The sequence below is a fragment of the Amycolatopsis sp. NPDC114504 genome, assembly GCF_055633595.1.
The window spans coordinates 939,215-955,973 of the sequence record NZ_JBVKDU010000007.1 but is presented as its reverse complement, the minus strand read 5'-3'; the positions used below and the strand labels follow the sequence as shown (position 1 = coordinate 955,973).

Annotated in this window: 17 protein-coding genes; 7 read left to right on the top strand and 10 right to left on the bottom strand. The window is 71.1% G+C overall.

Annotation, left to right across the window (positions count from 1 at the left end; all coding sequences use genetic code 11):
* Positions 1-152: 152 nt before the first annotated feature.
* Positions 153-842 carry a DNA alkylation repair protein gene (locus ACZ7PG_RS50965; protein ID WP_470246459.1) on the top strand — a complete coding sequence of 230 codons (690 nt, stop codon included), beginning with the start codon at positions 153-155 and terminating at the stop codon, positions 840-842.
* A 305-nt stretch (positions 843-1,147) separates the two neighbouring features.
* Here ACZ7PG_RS50965 and pheT read toward each other — a convergent pair whose 3' ends face one another.
* The 7 genes from pheT to infC form a co-directional block, all read right to left on the bottom strand.
* Positions 1,148-3,718 (bottom strand): phenylalanine--tRNA ligase subunit beta, encoded by a 2,571-nt coding sequence (pheT, locus tag ACZ7PG_RS50960; RefSeq protein WP_470246458.1) that lies wholly within the window; start codon positions 3,716-3,718, stop codon positions 1,148-1,150.
* Positions 3,718-4,779 (bottom strand): phenylalanine--tRNA ligase subunit alpha, encoded by a 1,062-nt coding sequence (pheS, locus tag ACZ7PG_RS50955; protein ID WP_470246457.1) that lies wholly within the window; start codon positions 4,777-4,779, stop codon positions 3,718-3,720. The genes pheT and pheS overlap by 1 nt, the downstream gene beginning before the upstream one ends.
* Positions 4,780-4,914: 135 nt before the next feature.
* Positions 4,915-5,748, bottom strand: a complete 834-nt coding sequence (locus ACZ7PG_RS50950) for a DUF6159 family protein (RefSeq protein WP_470246456.1) — start codon at positions 5,746-5,748, stop codon at positions 4,915-4,917.
* A gap of 49 nt (positions 5,749-5,797) precedes the next feature.
* Positions 5,798-6,613 carry a TrmH family RNA methyltransferase gene (locus tag ACZ7PG_RS50945; protein WP_470246504.1) on the bottom strand — a complete coding sequence of 272 codons (816 nt, stop codon included), beginning with the start codon at positions 6,611-6,613 and terminating at the stop codon, positions 5,798-5,800.
* On the bottom strand, positions 6,610-6,987 hold the full coding sequence (gene rplT / locus ACZ7PG_RS50940; protein ID WP_004559056.1) for a 50S ribosomal protein L20: 378 nt from the start codon (positions 6,985-6,987) through the stop codon (positions 6,610-6,612). Before rplT ends, ACZ7PG_RS50945 begins: the two co-directional genes overlap by 4 nt.
* 69 nt (positions 6,988-7,056) lie before the next feature.
* Positions 7,057-7,251 carry a 50S ribosomal protein L35 gene (gene rpmI / locus ACZ7PG_RS50935; RefSeq protein ID WP_220241959.1) on the bottom strand — a complete coding sequence of 65 codons (195 nt, stop codon included), beginning with the start codon at positions 7,249-7,251 and terminating at the stop codon, positions 7,057-7,059.
* Between the two features lie 67 nt (positions 7,252-7,318).
* Positions 7,319-7,936, bottom strand: coding sequence for a translation initiation factor IF-3 (gene infC / locus ACZ7PG_RS50930; protein ID WP_364630984.1), 618 nt, complete (start codon positions 7,934-7,936; stop codon positions 7,319-7,321).
* Positions 7,937-8,141: 205 nt separating this feature from the next.
* Between infC and ACZ7PG_RS50925 the strand changes: the two genes are divergently transcribed.
* The 3 genes from ACZ7PG_RS50925 to ACZ7PG_RS50915 all read left to right on the top strand — a co-directional run bounded on the left by ACZ7PG_RS50925 (position 8,142) and on the right by ACZ7PG_RS50915 (position 10,187).
* Positions 8,142-8,501: a DUF1844 domain-containing protein gene (locus ACZ7PG_RS50925; protein ID WP_470246455.1), complete on the top strand. Its 360-nt coding sequence runs from the start codon at positions 8,142-8,144 to the stop codon at positions 8,499-8,501.
* A gap of 88 nt (positions 8,502-8,589) precedes the next feature.
* The gene (locus ACZ7PG_RS50920) at positions 8,590-9,195 is read left to right on the top strand and encodes a GntR family transcriptional regulator (RefSeq protein ID WP_470246503.1); all 606 of its coding nucleotides are present in this window, start codon (positions 8,590-8,592) and stop codon (positions 9,193-9,195) included.
* Complete coding sequence (locus ACZ7PG_RS50915; RefSeq protein WP_470246454.1) at positions 9,192-10,187, top strand: 1-aminocyclopropane-1-carboxylate deaminase; 996 nt, start codon at positions 9,192-9,194, stop codon at positions 10,185-10,187. The genes ACZ7PG_RS50920 and ACZ7PG_RS50915 overlap by 4 nt, the downstream gene beginning before the upstream one ends.
* Positions 10,188-10,221: 34 nt before the next feature.
* On the opposite strand, the gene ACZ7PG_RS50910 is transcribed toward ACZ7PG_RS50915, so the two are convergent.
* From ACZ7PG_RS50910 to ACZ7PG_RS50900, 3 genes are read right to left on the bottom strand one after another with little or no spacing between them, the layout of a single operon-like run.
* Positions 10,222-10,605 carry a RidA family protein gene (locus tag ACZ7PG_RS50910; protein WP_086672334.1) on the bottom strand — a complete coding sequence of 128 codons (384 nt, stop codon included), beginning with the start codon at positions 10,603-10,605 and terminating at the stop codon, positions 10,222-10,224.
* A complete protein-coding gene (locus tag ACZ7PG_RS50905; protein WP_470246453.1) occupies positions 10,605-11,363 on the bottom strand; it encodes an IclR family transcriptional regulator in 759 nt (252 codons plus the stop codon). The genes ACZ7PG_RS50910 and ACZ7PG_RS50905 overlap by 1 nt, the downstream gene beginning before the upstream one ends.
* Positions 11,360-12,334: a sugar kinase gene (locus ACZ7PG_RS50900; RefSeq protein WP_470246452.1), complete on the bottom strand. Its 975-nt coding sequence runs from the start codon at positions 12,332-12,334 to the stop codon at positions 11,360-11,362. The genes ACZ7PG_RS50905 and ACZ7PG_RS50900 overlap by 4 nt, the downstream gene beginning before the upstream one ends.
* 113 nt (positions 12,335-12,447) lie before the next feature.
* Between ACZ7PG_RS50900 and ACZ7PG_RS50895 the strand changes: the two genes are divergently transcribed.
* The 3 genes from ACZ7PG_RS50895 to ACZ7PG_RS50885 are packed head-to-tail and all read left to right on the top strand — an operon-like array spanning position 12,448 to position 16,726.
* Positions 12,448-13,746, top strand: coding sequence for an amino acid deaminase (locus ACZ7PG_RS50895; RefSeq protein WP_470246451.1), 1,299 nt, complete (start codon positions 12,448-12,450; stop codon positions 13,744-13,746).
* Positions 13,746-15,341, top strand: a complete 1,596-nt coding sequence (locus ACZ7PG_RS50890) for an N-acyl-D-amino-acid deacylase family protein (RefSeq protein ID WP_470246450.1) — start codon at positions 13,746-13,748, stop codon at positions 15,339-15,341. Before ACZ7PG_RS50895 ends, ACZ7PG_RS50890 begins: the two co-directional genes overlap by 1 nt.
* Positions 15,338-16,726 (top strand): GntP family permease, encoded by a 1,389-nt coding sequence (locus tag ACZ7PG_RS50885; protein ID WP_470246449.1) that lies wholly within the window; start codon positions 15,338-15,340, stop codon positions 16,724-16,726. Before ACZ7PG_RS50890 ends, ACZ7PG_RS50885 begins: the two co-directional genes overlap by 4 nt.
* Positions 16,727-16,759: the final 33 nt, after the last annotated feature.

Below are 16,759 nucleotides of genomic sequence, written 5' to 3'. Positions count from 1 at the left end.
CCGGCGAAACTACCGGCAACCTTCGCCAATCTCGTCGACCGGCGCGACTTCCGCCATCCGTCTTTCGTCGGGACCTGCGCCGGTCTCGGCGCACCGAAACTGTCGGTGCGCGGCAGTACGCTCCGGACCGCCGGAGCACGACGGGAGGGCGCATGAGCGCAGACGAACAGCTGGTCAAGGCGGTCCGCACCGGGCTGGCCGACCTGGCCGACCCGGTGAAGGCGCCGGCGATGCAGGCGTACATGAAGTCGGCGATGCCGTTCCGCGGGGTGGCTTCACCCGAGCGAAGCGTGCTTCTCAAGCGGGTCCTGGCCGACCACATACTGCCCGATCGGGTGACATACACGGAGACCGTGCTGGAGTTGTGGCGGGCAGCGGAATTCCGCGAAGAGCGCTACGCGGCCATCGCGCTTTCCGGGCACCGGGCGTACCGGCAGTGGCAGGACCCGGACCTGGTGCCGATGTACGAGGAGATGATCGTCAGCGGCGCGTGGTGGGACCACGTGGACGAGCTCGCCATCCGCCGGATCGGCCCGATCCTGCGCGCCGACCGGGACCGGGTCACGCCGATCATGCTGAGCTGGGCGGCCGACGAGGACCTGTGGCGCCGCCGCACGGCGATCATCTGCCAGATCGGCGCCAAGGAGGAAACGGACACCGACCTGCTCACCCGCGCGATCGAGCCGGCGATCCCCGAGCCGGAGTTCTTCCTGTGCAAGGGAATCGGCTGGGCCCTGCGCGACTACGCGAAGACGGCACCGGACTGGGTCCGGCCGTTTGTGGACGATCATCCCGGATTGTCGGGACTGTCCCGGCGGGAGGCGCTCAAGCACATCGGCTGAGGATCGGGCGCGGTCGGGCGGCGGATCCGGATGGACGACATGCGTACCTGAGCGGACGACTCGCGTACCCGGCTGGACGACACGCGTACCGGAGCGGACGACACGCGTACCTGGATGGACGACACGCGTACGTGGGCGGTAGGGGCGCGGGCCTGGGCGTCCCGGGATCCGGGTGGGGCGGCCGCGGTTGGCGGGGCGCGTCTTTGTGCGGGTTGGCTGGTGCGAAAGCCGGGGCTCGGTGGGTGGTTGGGGAAATGGCGGGAGGGGCCAGTTTCCTGGCCCCTCCCGGTGTGGCTTGCCGCTGGTCAGGCGCGCAGCGTTGCCTCGAAGCGCTCGCCGGCCGCTGCCACTGCCGCGTCGCGGGCCTTGGTTGCCTCGTCGACCGTCAGGGTGCGGTCGGCCGCTCGGAAGCGGAGCTTGTACGCCAGGGATCGCTTGCCCTCGCCGACCTGCTCGCCCGCGTACACGTCGAACAGCGTGATGTCCTCGAGCAGCTCGCCCGCGCCTTCGCGCAAGACCGCCGCCAGGTCCGCCGACGGCACGTCCGCCGCCGCGACCAGAGCCACGTCCAGCAGGACCGGCGGGTACCCCGACACGCTCGGTGCCGGGCGGGAGTCCGGCAGCGGGATCGCGTCCAGGTCCAGCTCCATCGCCACCGTCCGCGGTGGCAGGCCGAGGGCCTCGACCACCTTGGGGTGCAGCTCGCCGGCGTGGCCGACCGGCCAGTCGCCGACCCGCAGCTGGGCGCAGCGGCCCGGGTGCCACGGCGGCAGGTCGGTGGCCCGCACCGTCAGCTCGATCCCGGCGGCCTCGGCGATCGTCCGGGCGGCCTGCACCGCGTCGGCCCAGTTCGCCGGCTCGCCGGCGCCCCACCAGCCGGCGCGGTGACGCTTGCCGGCGAGCACCACGGCGACGTGCAGCGGCTGCTGCGGCACCGCGGCCTCCAGCAGGGCCAGCTCCTCGTCCGAAGGCCGCCCGTCGACGCCGAGGTCCGGCACCTTCAGCGGGTTCGGCGCGGGCAGCACCACCTGGCCGATGTGGTAGAGCGCGACGTCCTTCATCCCGCGGGACACGTTGCGCTGCAGCGTGTCCAGCAGGCCCGGCAGCAGCGTGGTGGCAAGCCGGTTGCGGTCGGCCTCCAGCGGGTTGCGGACCACGACCGTGTTGCGGCGGACGTCGTCCGCCGGCAGGCCGAAGGCGTCCCACACCGTGTCGCTGATGAACGGGAACGGGCGCACCTCGACGTACCCGGCCTCGGCCAGCGCCCGGGAAACGCTGCGGACGCGCCGCTGGACGTCGGTCAGGCCGCGGCCGGCCGGGGCGGCGGGCAGCGTCGACGGGATGCTGTCGTACCCCTCCAGGCGCAGCACCTCCTCGACGAGGTCGGCGGGCTGGCGCAGGTCGCCGCGCCAGCTCGGCGGGATCGCCGTGACCAGGCCGGTGCCGTCATCGCCCGTGCTGACCGAGACCTTGCAGCCGATCTGGGACAGGCGCCGGACGGTCACGCCACGCTGGTAGTTCACGCCCGCGACCTTGTCGGGCATGTTGATCGGCATCTTGACGGCCGGGTTCGGCTCGACCGAGCCCTCGTCGGTGCGGCCGGGCCGGATCGAGGCGTCGCCGTACTGGCGCAGCAGGCGCGCGGCCAGCTCGACGGCGGCCGCGCACAGCTGCGGGTCGGTGAACCGCTCGAACCGCTTCGCGGCCTCCGAGAACAGCTTGTGCCGGCGGGCGGTGCGGCTGATCGCGGCCGGGTTCCAGTGCGCCGCCTCGAGCAGCACGTCGGTGCTCTCGGGCGTGATCTCGGTGCTCGCGCCGCCCATCGTGCCGGCGAGCGAGATGGCGCCGCTGTCGTCGGCGATGACCACGTCGTCCGGGTCGAGCGTGCGCTCGACGTCGTCGAGCGTGGTCAGCTTCTCGCCCGGCTTCGCCCGGCGGACCACCAGGTCGCCCTGGATGGCCTTGGTGGCGAACGCGTGCAGCGGGTGCCCGAGCTCGAGCATCACGTAGTTGGTGACGTCGACGGCCAGGGAGATGGAGCGGATGCCGGCCAGCATCAGCCGCCGCCGCATCCACCACGGCGTCGGCGCGGTCGCGTCCAGGCCGGTGACGCGCCGGAGCACGAACCGCGGGCAGCCTTCCGGGTCCTCGACGTGGACCGGCCAGGCGTCGCCCTCGGCCGCCGGGACCTCCAGCAGCGCCGGGTCGCCGAAGGGCACGTCCAGCGCGTTCGACAGCTCGCGCGCGAGGCCGCGGACCGACAGCGCGTAGCCGCGGTCCGGGGTCGGCGTCAGCTCGATGACGGTGTCGCCGAGGCCGAGCAGCTCGGCCGCGTCGTCACCCGGGCTCGCGGTGCCGGAAGGCAGCACCAGGATGCCGGTGTGGTCGTCGCCGAGGCCCAGCTCGCGGGCGGAGCAGATCATCCCGTCGCTGACCCGGCCGTAGGTCTTGCGCGACGCGATGGTGAAGTCGCCGGGCAGTACCGCACCCGGCAGCGCGATGACGACCAGGTCGCCCTCGGTGAAGTTGCGGGCGCCGCAGACGATGCCGCGGGTCCGGATGCCGTGCGGGCCCTCGTCGAACTCGCCGGCTTCGTCGTCGTCCTCGTCCTCGTCGTCTTCGTCGACGACCGCCGCTTCGGGTTCTTCGGCCTCTTCGCCGACGTCGACGCGGCAGAACCGGATCGGCTTCTTGAACTCGGTGAGCTCCTCGATCTCGGCCACCCGGCCGACGACCAGCGGGCCGGTCACCGGCCCGAGCTGCTTGAGGTCGTCGACCTCGATGCCGATCCGGACGAACGCGTCGGCCAGGTCCTGCGGCGTGACCTCCTCGCCGATGTCGAGGTGCTCGGTCAGCCAGCTGACGGGGACTCGCACTACGCCTCCGTTCCGAAGGGAAGGGTGAAGCGGACGTCGCCCTCCACCATGTCGCGCATGTCCGGGATCCCGTTGCGGAACTGCAGGGTCCGCTCGATGCCCATGCCGAAGGCGAAGCCCGAGTACACCTCGGGGTCGATGCCGCAGGCGCGCAGGACGTTCGGGTTGACCATGCCGCAGCCGCCCCACTCGACCCAGCCGGGGCCGCCCTTCTTCTCCTCGAACCAGACGTCCACCTCGGCGGACGGCTCGGTGAACGGGAAGAAGTGCGGACGCAGCCGCGTCTTCGAGCTCTCGCCGAACATCGCGCGGGCGAAGGCGTCCAGCGTGCCCTTGAGGTGCGCCATGGTGATGCCCTTGTCCACCGCGAGGCCTTCGACCTGCGTGAACACCGGGGTGTGCGTCGAGTCGAGCTCGTCGGTGCGGTACGTCCGGCCGGGGCAGACGACGTACACGGGCAGGTCGCGGTGCAGCAGCGTGCGGGCCTGCACCGGCGAGGTGTGCGTGCGCAGCACCAGGCCGGAGTCCTCCTCGCCGACGTAGAACGTGTCCTGCAGCTGGCGGGCGGGGTGGTCCTTGCCGAAGTTCAGCGCGTCGAAGTTGAACCACTCGGCTTCGAGCTCCGGGCCCTCGGCGACCTCGTAGCCCATCGCGACGAACGCGTCGGCGACGCGCTCGGAGATGGTGCTGATCGGGTGCCGGGCCCCGCGCGGGACGCGGTCCCACGGGAGCGTGACGTCGACGGCCTCCTCGCGCAGCACGTGCTCGTCGCGCTCCACCTGGAGCTCGGCGCGGCGCTTGTCGAAGGCCGCCTGGACGGCCTGGCGGGCCTCGTTGACGCGCTTGCCCGCCTCGGCCTTCTCCGACTTGGGCAGGGCGCCGATCTCACGGCGAGCCAGGCCCACCGGGGACTGGTCGCCGAGGTGAGCCGGCTTGACCTCGGCCAGCGCTTCGAGCCCGGTGGCGGCGGCGAACGCGGCTTCGGCGGCCTTGACCGCTTCCTGCAGCGTCTCGGGGGCGAGCACCGCGCCCTGGGCTTCGTTCTCCTTGGCTCCGGACATAACTCCTCGGCGTCCGCTGGGACTGGTTCGTTCGCGCGCCGCCGGACACGCGGCGCACGAGAGGTCAAAGGTGGGAAAAGTCTATGGGATCGGGTCCGCGTGCCCCCGGTCGCCCCGGGGCGCGCGGATGCGCGGTCAGCGCTCGCGGAACGCGTCGGCGAAGTCGACCGACGCAAATTCGCCGGGCACCACGCCGTCGGCGGCGTAGCGGTACAGCGCCGTCTGGTAGATAACGGACAAAGTCGTGGTGAAGACGGCGACGAGCAGGGTCCAGACGATCGCCAGCCCGACCGCGACGAACACGGTGGCCGTGCCGCCGAGCAGGAAGCCGGCGCCGAGGAACACGACGTACCCGGCCAGGGTGAGCAGGAAGCCGACCAGGCCGATGCCCGCGGTGCCCGCGACGTTCTCGCCCCAGGTGCGCCGGAACAGCTCGACCGAGCGCTTGACGCCCGCCTTCACTCCGACGCCCTCGAGCATGACGACTGGCAGCACGAGGAACGTCGTGAGTCGCCAGGCCAGGCCGACCAGGCCGCTGACGATGCTGCCGAGGAAGCCGAGCCGCTCCTCGATCGTGCGCAGCACCAGGCTGACCGTCGCGGTGAGACCGGCCCAGCCGAGCAGCGCCGGCCAGCGCCGGGCCGCCGCGGCCAGGCCCGTGCCGACGCCCGGGACGCCGCCGTCGCCGCGCAGCGCGAGGTCCGCCTGGGAGATCAGGGCGGCGTTGAAGAAGATCGTGGTGAACGCCGAGACGAGGTAGAACGCCGCCAGCAGCACGTACGTGCCGACGCTGGGCCGGAAATGCTCGCCCGCGAGGTCGACGGTGAAGAACGCCGGGGTGAGGAACGCCGCGGCGACCAGCAGCCCGGTGGTGCCGGCGAGTACCGGGAACCACGCCAGGCCCTTGTGGGCGCGCAGCACCTTCAGCGAAGCGGAGAACAGCGCGAACGAACGGGCGAGCCTGCCCATGATTTCCCCCAGGTGACCACAGTGGATACCGGGGCAGCCTAGCGGCTGGTCAGCGACGTGCCGCCATCGCGCTCGTGTATACGCAGACGGCCGCCGCGGTGGCCAGGTTGAGGCTTTCCGCCTTGCCGTACAGCGGGATCCGGACGGCGAGGTCGGTGCGCTCGAGGACGTCGGCGGGCAGGCCGTGGGCCTCGTTGCCGAAGACCCACGCCGTCGGCTCGGTGAGATCCACCCGATCGAGTTCGGCGTCGGCGTAACCGTGCGCGGCGAACGTCCGCAGGCCCGCCGCCGAGCAGGCGGAGAGGGCCGTCGGGACGTCGCGGACGCGCGCGATCGGCAGGTGGAACAGGCTGCCGGCGGCGGCGCGGACGCACTTGCCGTTGTGGGGGTCGACGGTGTCGCCCGCCAGGACCACGGCGTCGGCGCCCGCCGCGTCGGCGACGCGGATCACCGTGCCCGCGTTGCCGGGGTCGGCGACGTCCACGAGCACCACGACGAGCCGGGCACCCGGTGTCACGGCCTCTTCGAGCGGACGGTCGAGCAGCGCGCAGACGGCGACGATGCCTTGGGGCGTCACGGTTTCGGACAGGCCGTCGGCGGCGCGGTCGGTGATCGGCGAAACCGGGACGCCGGCCGCGCGGGCCGCGTCCACGAGGTCCGCGTGCTGCTCCGCCGCGCGGGACGTGACGAACAGTTCGCGCACCGAGCCGCCGGCCAAGGCGGCCTCGACGGCGTTGGCGCCCTCGGCCAGGAAGCGGCCGGTCTTGTCGCGTTCCGCGCGCCGCGTCAGCTTGCGCGCAGCAACGACCCGGGGGGTCCGTTCGGTGAACGGATCCGCCCCGGGTCGGGGAAAGCTGCCGGTCAGGCCGACTTCGCTTCGCCGGTGTTCACGTTGGCCTTGGCGAGCTCGGCCAGCGCGGTGAAGGCGGCGGCGTCGTTGACGGCGAGGTCCGCGAGAATCTTGCGGTCGACCTCGACACCAGCGGCCTTGATGCCCTGGATGAACCGGTTGTAGGTCACGCCGTTCGCGCGGGCCGCCGCGTTGATGCGGGTGATCCACAGCTGGCGGAAGTCACCCTTGCGGGCACGACGGTCCCGGTAGGCGTAGTTGAGCGAGTGAAGCGTCTGCTCCTTGGCCTTGCGGTACAGCCGCGAACGCTGGCCGCGGTAGCCGCTGGCCAGTTCGAGAGTTGCGCGACGCTTCTTCTGGGCGTTGACCGCCCGCTTGACGCGTGCCACGGGTCCATCCTGTCGATCTCAGGGGGCGAGGGGGAAACGCCCCGGGTGGTTACAGCAAGTTCTGCGGGATCAGATGCCGAGAAGGCGCTTGACCCGGCCGGCCTCGGTCTTCGACAGCTCGGTGGTGCCCTCGAGCCGGCGGGTGAGGCGGTTGGACTTCTTCTCCATCAGGTGCCGGCGACCGGCCTTCTGGCGACGCAGCTTGCCCGTGCCCGTGACGCGGATCCGCTTGGACGTCCCACTGTGGGTCTTCATCTTCGGCATTTCAGTCCTCTTTCGTGCGGCGGCTCACCGGAGACTCCGGTGAGCCGCTGACTGTGCTGGTCGGCGCCTACGCCTCGGGGACCGGCTCGGGAGCCGTCTCTGCCTTGGCCTTCGGCTTCACGTTCTTGTGCGGGGCCAGCACCATGATCATGTTGCGACCGTCCTGCTTGGCCGACGACTCGACGAAGCCGAGCTCCGTGACGTCTTCGGCGAGCTTCTGCAGCAGCCGGTAGCCGAGCTCCGGCCGGGACTGCTCGCGGCCGCGGAACATGATCGTGACCTTGACCTTGTTGCCCGCCGCCAGGAACCGCGACACGTGACCCTTCTTGGTCTCGTAGTCGTGCTGGTCGATCTTGGGACGCAGCTTCTGTTCCTTGATGACGGTCAGCTGCTGGTTGCGACGCGACTCGCGGGCCTTCTGCGCGCTCTCGTACTTGAACTTGCCGAAGTCCATGAGCTTGCACACCGGCGGGCGGGCCTGCGGCGCGACCTCGACGAGGTCGAGATCGTTCTCCTGCGCCAGGCGCAGCGCATCCTCGATCCGGACGATGCCGACCTGTTCACCGGCGGGTCCGACGAGTCGGACCTCCGGCACCCGGATTCGGTCGTTGATGCGTGTCTCGGAGCTGATGGGGCCTCCTTGGTCCGAGGAATGTTTCCTGTTCTCGTTCGACCTGGTGCCCACATAGCGAAGGCCCCGACACCATTCCGGTGCGCGGGGCCCACTCTGTTTCCGATCGTGCTCGGCCGTGAGGCCTGGCACTTCACCCTGGACTTGCGTCCTGGCGAGACCGGACCCGGACACCTGTACGGTGACGCGGGTGGGAGCGGGGCTCCACTTGCGGCCCCCGATCGCTCAGGGGCTGGTCGCTCGTGGAAGGGTACCAGACGTGTCGGAACAACCTTCCCAACAGCCCCCGTATTCCCCGGACGACCGCCACCTGGAGGACATCCCCAGCGTGGAGGTGATCAGCCGCGCGGCCGTGATGCTGCTGTCGGCCGGCGCCGAACGGCTCGGCCTGGCCGACGCCGACCCGGACAACTCCCCGCACCGCGACCTCGACGAAGCGCGCCGGCTCATCACCGCGCTGGCCGGGCTCGTGACGGCGTCCGCCGAGTACCTGGGCCTGCACGCCGGGCCGTTGCGCGACGGGCTGCAGTCGCTCCAGAAGGCCTTCCGGGAGGCTTCGGCCGTCCCGGACGAGCCCGGCAAGGGCCCCGGCGAGAAGTACACCGGCCCCGTCTACTGACCCTCTCGACCCGCTCGGCTCTTGCCGGACGGGCTCGCCGACATCTAACATGTTAGATGTGAGTCTCTCAAAGGTCACTCGCCCGCTCCTGCGGGACGAGGCGTACGACCGCATCCGGCAGGCCATCGTCGACGGCACGCTGCCGCCCGGCACTCCCCTGCGGGACACCGACCTCGCCGAGCAGCTGGGCCTGTCCAAAGCCCCCGTCCGCGAGGCGCTCCGGAAGCTGGCCGACGACGGCCTCGTCGACTCCAAGCCGCAGAGCTACACGCGCGTCTCCGACGTGATGTCCCGCGACGTCATCGACGCCCGGCAGATCGTGCGCGTGCTGCACGAGTTCGCCGTGCGGGAGGCGGCCCGGAGGTGCCGCCCGGCCGACGTCGCCGCGATGCGCGCCGCCAACGACCGGTTCGCGAAAGCCATCGAAGCCGGCGACATCGCCGCCGCCGTCAAAGCGGACGACGAGCTGCACGACGTCCCGGTCCGGCTGGCCGGCAACGCCGCGGTGGCCGCGACCCTCGACCGCTACACGCCACTCCTGCGCCGCCTGGAGCACGCCCGCTTCAGCTCCGCGCTGGCCTGGAACTCCGTCGAGCGCCACACGAAGCTCATCGACGCGCTCGAAGCGCACGACACCGGCACCGCCGTCTCCGTGATCTCGACCATCTGGACCGACCTCCTGGAGGACCGATGACCCTCGCCGACTTCCCGCGCTACCCCCTGCTGTTCGGCCCGTCGCCGGTGCACCCCCTCGAACGCCTCACCGCGCACCTCGGCGGCGCGAACGTCTGGGCCAAGCGCGAGGACGTGAACTCGGGCCTCGCGTACGGCGGCAACAAGACCCGCAAGCTCGAATACCTCGTCGCGGACGCCCTGAAGGAGGGGGCCGACACGCTCGTCTCCATCGGCGGTGTCCAGTCCAACCACACCCGGCAGGTCGCGGCCGCCGCCGCGCGCGCCGGGCTGAAGGCCGTGCTGGTGCAGGAAAGCTGGGTCGACTGGCACGACCCGCTCTACGACAAGGTCGGCAACATCCAGCTCTCGCGGATCCTCGGCGCGGACGTCCGGCTCGTCGACGCCGGCTTCGGCATCGGGTTCAAGCAGGCCTGGGAGGACGCCGTCGCCGAGATCGAGGCCGGCGGCGGGAAGCCGTACGCCATCCCGGCCGGCGCGTCGGACCACCGGCTCGGCGGGCTCGGCTTCGCGAACTGGGTCGTGGAGCTGGAACAGCAGGAGAAGGAACTGGGCGTCTTCTTCGACACCGTGATCGTCTGCTCGGTCACCGGCAGCACCCAGGGTGGCATGGTCGCCGGGACGGCCCTGGGCAAGAAGCGCAGGATCCTCGGCATCGACGCCTCCGCGAAGCCCGACGAGACCCGCGAGCAGGTCACGCGCATCGCGCGCAACACCGCCGAGCTGATCGGCGCCGGGGAGATCGCGGACGTCGAGCTGGACGACCGCTACCACGCCGGGATCTACGGCATCCCGGACAAGTCCACTGTGGACGCGATCGAGACGTGCGCCCGGCTGGAAGGCATGATCACCGACCCGGTGTACGAAGGAAAATCCATGGCCGCGCTCATCGACCTGGTCGGCCGCGGGGAGATCGGCAAGGACTCGAACGTCCTCTACGCCCACCTCGGCGGGCAGCCCGCGCTCAACGGCTACACGAGCGTCCTCGGCTGAGCGCCCCGGGGCCCGCGGGCCCCGGGGCAAGACCTCAGTCCAGCACGCAGAGCACGTCGATCTCGACGAGGAGCTCGCCCGGGAGGCCGACGTACACCGTCGTGCGGGCGGCGTGCGGCGCGTCGCCGATCAGCTCGTTGTAGACCTCGTTGAACGGCGCGAAGTGCGCCGTGTCGGTCAGGTACACCCGCACCATGATCGCGTCGGCGAGGCTCGAGCCCGCCTCGGCGAGCACGGCTTCGATGTTCTTGAACGTCTGCCGGGTCTGGCCCACGACGTCGTCGCCGACGATCTCGTTCGTGGCCGGGTCGAACCCGACCTGGCCGGCGACCTGCAGCAGGTTCCCCTTGCGGACGGCCTGCGAGAACTTCGCCGGCGGCTTCGGCGCGTTCTCGGTGGAAACTGCCGTCTTGCTCATCAGTGCCCCTTTCCGTTCTCCGTCCATCCACTGTGGACGGAAGCTTCCGTGGTCGCCGCGCGCAGGTCCGGGACCAGCGCCAGCAGGCCTTCGTAGTCGAGCAGCACCTTCGGCACCGACATCGACGCGGCGGCCAGCACCTCGCCGTCGGCGCCGCGGACCGGCGCCGCGATGCAGTGGATGAAGTCCTCGTGCTCGGCGTTGTCGACGGCGTACCCCAGGCGCGCCACGCGTTCCAGCTCCGCCAGGTAGTCCGACGGTGTCGTGATCGTGTTCGGCGTCAGCACCGGGTACTCGATCGAGTGCGCGATCTCCTCGCGTCGCACCTCCGGCATGGCCGCGACCAGCACCTTGCCGACGGCCGTGCAGTGCAGCGGCGCGCGCTTGCCGACGCGCGAGTACATCCGCACCGAGTGCCGGCCCTCGTACTTGTCGATGTAGACGACTTCGCCGTCGTCGTAGCTGGCCAGGTGCACGGTGTGCCCGGTGCGCGCGTTGAGCGCGGCGAGCGCGGGCTGGGCGCTGCGGCGGACGTCGATCGAGTCGAGGGCCTGGTTGGCCAGGTCGAACATCGCGCTCCCGAGCCGGTAGTACCGCGTGCCTTCGCGCCGGACGAAGTGGTGCTGTTCGAGGGTGCGCAGCAGGCGCAGCACGGTCGACTTGTGGACGCCGATCTCCTCGGCGAGGTCGTCGAGCGTGCGCGCGTCCTTCGCGATGGAGTTCAGCAGCGTCAAGGCGCGGTCCAAGCTCTGACTCACGTGCGCACCAGACCTTCCCCGGTCAGCCGGGCCGAACGCCACTCGTCCGGATCCGCCCGAAGCAGGCTATCCACGACCGTGCGCGGCAGCGGCACCCCGACGTCGTCATGGGTCAGCAGGGTCGCGGCGGCCTGCAGGTGGCCCTGCCGCAGCCGGGCCAGGGGTGCGGCGCCCCGCAGCGTCGCGGCCAGGAAACCGGCGGCGAACGCGTCCCCGGCACCGACCGGCTCGACGACGTCGACGGCCAGCGCGGGCGCGAACAGCGGCTCCCCCTCGACGAGCGTCGCGCCGCGTTCGCCGTGCTTGACGACGAGCGTGCGCGGCCCCGGCAGCAGCGCGCGCAGCTCGGCCGGGTCACCGGTCCCCCAGACGTGCTGGGCTTCGTCGTCGCCGGTCAGGACGATGTCGGCCTGTCCGGCCAGCTCGGCGAGCAGCCGCGGGTCCCGGCCGGCCCAGAGCGCGGGGCGCAGGTTGACGTCGAACGAGATCAGCCGGTCGCCGCGGGGCATTTCCAAAAGCGCCCGGACGAGCGCGAGGCAGCTCCCGGACAGCGCGGGCGTGATGCCGGACAGGTGCAGGACGCGGACGCCGTCGAGGTCGAGCCGGTCCAGCAGCGACGGGCCCATCCCGGACGCCGCGGAGCCCGCCCGGTAGTAGCGCACCGGGCTGCCGCCGGCGCCGCTTTCCTTGATGTAGAGCCCGGTCGGGCGGGCCGGGTCGACGTAACAAGCGCTGACGTCGACGCCATGGGACGCGATCTCCCGCAGCATCGCGCGGCCGAACGGGTCGTCGCCGACCGCGCTGACCCAGCCGCTCGGCACACCGAGGGCCGGCAGGTGACTGGCCACGTTCGATTCGGCGCCGCCGATCGTGCGCAGCCACTGCTTCACCTCGTCCGGCGGACCGGGCTCGGCGGGCACGAACAGGGCCATCGTCTCGCCGACACAGAGCACTTCGGGCCCGCTTGTCACTTTCCGTCTCCCCTGTCCGTCACCCCGTTGACCTGTGGCGACCCGGATGCTACACCTATGGCACTCAAAATGCGCAACAGTCGTTGCAACATACGCAACCGAGGTCGCCGCCGATGAACCCTTGCCTGATGAACCCCGCCGCGCTCGCCGCCCTTCGCGACGAGCGGATCGACTGGCGCTTCCGTTCGGCCGCCCCCGCCCTGACCGGGCTCACGCTCACCGAAGCCGCGGACCGGCGGCTGAACCTGTTCACCGACGGGTTCTTCGCGCCGTTCGTCGTCCTCGACGACGACGCGCTCGAGCACAACCTGCGGACGATGGCCGCGTGGTGCGCCGACCGTGGTGTCGTGCTCGCCCCGCACGGCAAGACGACCATGGCACCGCAGCTGTTCGCCCGCCAGATCGAGCACGGCGCGTGGGGCATCACCTGCGCGAACGCCGGCCACCTGCGGATCTACCGCGCGTTCGGCGTCTCCCGGATCCTGCTGGCCAACCAGTTCCTGGACCCGGCGGGCCTGCGCTGGCTGGCCGCCGAACTGGCCGCGGACCCGACGTTCGAGTTCGTCTGCTGGGTCGACTCCGTCCGCGGTGTCGAGCTGATGACCGAGGCTCTCGAAGGCACCGAGCGGCCGGTCGACGTCCTCCTCGAACTGGGTGCCGACGGCGGCCGCACCGGAGTTCGCGACACCGCGACCGCGCTGGCCGTCGCCGAAGCCGTGCACGCGAGCCCGGCCCTGCGGCTGCGCGGCACCGGCGGCTACGAAGGCGCGCTCTCCCACCACACCGACGAAGCCGCGCTCGCCAAGATCAGCTCCTATGTGGACGGACTGCGCGACCTCGCGATCACGTTCGCGGACAAGGGGATGCTCGACGGCCAGATCATCGTCACCGCCGGCGGCAGCGCGTACTTCGACCAGGTCGCCAACGAGCTGACCAAGCCGTGGCCGGACGGCCTCGACGTGCTGCCGGTGCTGCGCAGCGGCGCGTACGTCACCCACGACGACGGCTTCTACCGCGAGATCTCCCCCCTCGGCGACCACCCGCGCATCGACGGCGTCGCGTCGTTCCGGCCGGCGTTGCGGGCGTGGGCACAGGTGACGTCGAAGCCGTCGGACGAGCTCGCGCTGCTGACCATCGGCAAGCGCGACACGTCCTTCGACGAGGGCATGCCCGAGCCGCAGCTGCGCCGCACCCCAAACGGCCCCGCCGAACCCCTCGACGGGCACGTCGTCGCGAAGATGAACGACCAGCACGCGTTTCTCACGCTGCCCGCCGGGTCGCCGGTCGAGGTCGGCGACTGGATCGGGCTCGGGCTCTCGCACCCGTGCACGGTGTTCGACAAGTGGCCGCTGCTGCCGGTGACCGCGGCCGACGGCGAAACCGTCGTCGACCTCGTGCGGACGTGGTTCTGATGGACGTCGTCATCAAGAACGCGCTGGTCGCCGACGGCACCGGGGACGCCATGACGCGCCACGACGTCGGCGTCACCGGCGGCCGGATCGCCAGCGTCGCCGAGGCGGGCTCGCTGGACGGGCGCCGGAACATCGACGCCGGCGGGCTGGTGCTCGCGCCCGGGTTCATCGACATGCACTCGCACTCCGACCTGCAGCTGCTGGCCAACCCGGACCACCCGGCCAAGATCACCCAGGGCGTCACGACCGAGGTGCTCGGGCAGGACGGGCTGTCGTACGCGCCGGTCGACGACGCGGTTCTCGAGGCACTGCGGCAGCAGCTCGCGGGCTGGAACGACGACCCGGCCGGCTTCGACTGGAACTGGCGCTCGGTCGGCGAGTACCTCGACCGGCTCGACCAGGGTGTCGCGGTCAACGCGGCCTACCTGGTACCGCAGGGCACGGTCCGGATGCTCGCCGTCGGCTTCGACGACCGGCCCGCGACGGACGCCGAGCTGACCCGGATGAAGGAGCTCGTCGCCACCGGTCTCGCGGAAGGCGCGATGGGGATGTCGTCCGGGCTGACCTACACGCCCGGGATGTACGCGGAGACGAGCGAGCTGGTCGAGCTGTGCAAGGTCGTCGGCGAGGGCGGCGGCTTCTACAGCCCGCACCACCGCAGCTACGGCAAGGGCGCGCTGGAGGCGTTCGCCGAGATGATCGACGTCAGCAGGCGGTCCGGCTGCCCGCTGCACCTCGCGCACGCGACGATGAACTTCTCGGTGAACAAAGGAAAAGCGCCCGACCTGCTCAAGCTGCTGGACGACGCGCTCGACGACGGCTGCGACATCAGCCTCGACACCTACCCGTACCTGCCGGGCGCGACCTACCTCTCGGCGCTGCTGCCGAGCTGGGCCACCGAAGGCGGCCTCGAACCGACCCTCGCCCGGCTGTCCGATGTGGACGAACGTGAGAGGATCCGCGCCGCGATCGAAGAGTCCGGTTCGGACGGTGCCCACGGCGTCCCGATCGACTGGGACGCCATCGAAATCAACGGCGTCCGGAACGAGCACAACGCCCACCTCGTCGGGCACAGCGTCGCCACGTCCGCGCGTACGCAGGGCACCGAACCGGCGAAGCTGTACTTCGACACGCTGCTGGACGAAAAGCTCGGGACGTCGTGCCTGATGCACGTCGGGCACGAGGAGAACGTCCAGGCGATCATGCGGCACCGCACGCACACCGGCGGCAGCGACGGCCTCCTGGTCGGCGCCCGGCCGCACCCGCGCGCGTGGGGCACGTTCCCCCGCTACCTGGCCCGGTACGTCCGCGAACTGGGCGTGCTGGACCTCGCCGAGTGCGTCGCCCACCTGACCGGGCGGGCCGCGCGGCGGTTGCGGCTGACCGACCGCGGGCTCGTCCGCGCCGGATACGCCGCCGACCTGGTGCTGTTCGACCCGGACGCGGTCGCCGACACCGCCACCTTCGACGACCCGCGGCAGCCCGCCGCGGGGATCACCCACGTCTTCGTCAACGGCGTCGCCGCCCTCGACGACGGCCGTCCCACCGGCGCCCTCGCCGGACACTCCCTGCGCACCCCCCGGAGAGCCCGATGATCCACTGGCTGCAACACACCACGGGTGGCCTGCTCACGCTCGCCGCCGTCTCGATCGCCGTCCTGCTGCTGTTGATCGTCAAGCTCAAGATCGAGCCGTTCATCGCGCTCATCGTGGTCGGCCTGCTCACCGCGCTCGCCGCGGGCCTGCCGGTCGGCACGATCGTCGGCACCGCCCAGAAGTCGTCCGATTCCCTGCTGGAAAAGGGTTTCGGCAGCATCCTCGGGCACATCACGGCGATCATCGGGCTCGGCACGCTGCTCGGGTCGATCCTGGAACGCTCAGGGGGCGCGAAGGTGCTCACCGGGGCCCTGCTGCGGGGCTTCGGCGAGAAGCGCGCGCCGCTGGCCATGGGTGTCGCCGGGTTCATCTTCGGCATCCCGGTGTTCTTCGACATCGGCATCTTCGTGCTGGCGCCGCTGGTGTACGTCGCGGCGAAGCAGGGTAAGCGCTCGCTGGTGCTCTACGCGATGCCGCTGATCGCGGGCCTGTCGATCACGCACGCCTTCCTGCCGCCGCACCCCGGCCCGGTGGCCGCGGCGGGACTGCTGCACGTCGAGCTCGGCTGGATCATCCTGATGGGCCTGGCCTGCGGCATCCCCGCGTTCCTCGTCGGCGGCGTGCTCTACGCGACCTGGATCGGCAAGCGCATCGACGTCGAGGTGCCCCAGGAGATGATCGTCGCCGAAGAAGAGGGCGAAGAAGAGCAGGACGTGCCGTCGCTGGCGCTGGTCGGCTCGATCATCGCGGTGCCGCTGGTGCTGATCCTCGCCGGCACGTTCGGCAGCATCTGGCTGCCGAAGGGCTCCGCGCTTTCGGGTGTCGCCGCGTTCATCGGCACTCCGGCGGTCGCGCTCACGGTCGCCGTGCTGCTGGCGTCCTGGCTGCTCGGGCTGCGCCGCGGGTTCACCGGCAAGGACCTCAACGAACTGGCCTCGAAGTCACTGCGGCCGGTCGCGATGATCCTGCTCGTCGTCGGCGCGGGCGCGTTCTTCGGCGCGGTGCTCTCGGCCACCGGTATCGGCAAGGCGGTCGCCGACTCGCTGCACGACGCCGGACTGCCGGTGCTGCTCGCGGCGTACGTCATCAGTTGCGGCATGCGCATCGCGCAGGGCTCGGCGACGGTCGCCATCGTGACCACGAGCGGGATCATCGCGCCGACCGTGGCGCAGCTCGGGTATTCGCAGGTGCAGCTGGCCTTGCTGGTCATGGCGATCTCCGCCGGCTCGATCATCGCCTCGCACGTCAACGACGGTGGTTTCTGGATCGTTTCGCGGTACTTCAACATGAGCGTGGTCCAGACGCTGAAGTCGTGGACGGCGCTGGAAACCGTGCTTTCCGTTTCCGGTTTCGCGGTTTCGGCATTGCTCATGGCCGTGGTCTAGACCATACTGAAGGGAAGCCGCCGCCCGAACCGT

Coding starts and splice junctions, on each gene's coding strand:
- ACZ7PG_RS50965 (WP_470246459.1), top strand. CDS start 153: ATGAGCGCAGACGAACAGCTGGTCAAGGCGGTCCGCACCGGGCTGGCC.
- pheS (WP_470246457.1), bottom strand. CDS start 4,779: ATGTCCGGAGCCAAGGAGAACGAAGCCCAGGGCGCGGTGCTCGCCCCC.
- ACZ7PG_RS50950 (WP_470246456.1), bottom strand. CDS start 5,748: ATGGGCAGGCTCGCCCGTTCGTTCGCGCTGTTCTCCGCTTCGCTGAAG.
- rpmI (WP_220241959.1), bottom strand. CDS start 7,251: ATGCCGAAGATGAAGACCCACAGTGGGACGTCCAAGCGGATCCGCGTC.
- ACZ7PG_RS50915 (WP_470246454.1), top strand. CDS start 9,192: ATGACCCTCGCCGACTTCCCGCGCTACCCCCTGCTGTTCGGCCCGTCG.
- ACZ7PG_RS50910 (WP_086672334.1), bottom strand. CDS start 10,605: ATGAGCAAGACGGCAGTTTCCACCGAGAACGCGCCGAAGCCGCCGGCG.
- ACZ7PG_RS50895 (WP_470246451.1), top strand. CDS start 12,448: ATGAACCCTTGCCTGATGAACCCCGCCGCGCTCGCCGCCCTTCGCGAC.
- ACZ7PG_RS50890 (WP_470246450.1), top strand. CDS start 13,746: ATGGACGTCGTCATCAAGAACGCGCTGGTCGCCGACGGCACCGGGGAC.
- ACZ7PG_RS50885 (WP_470246449.1), top strand. CDS start 15,338: ATGATCCACTGGCTGCAACACACCACGGGTGGCCTGCTCACGCTCGCC.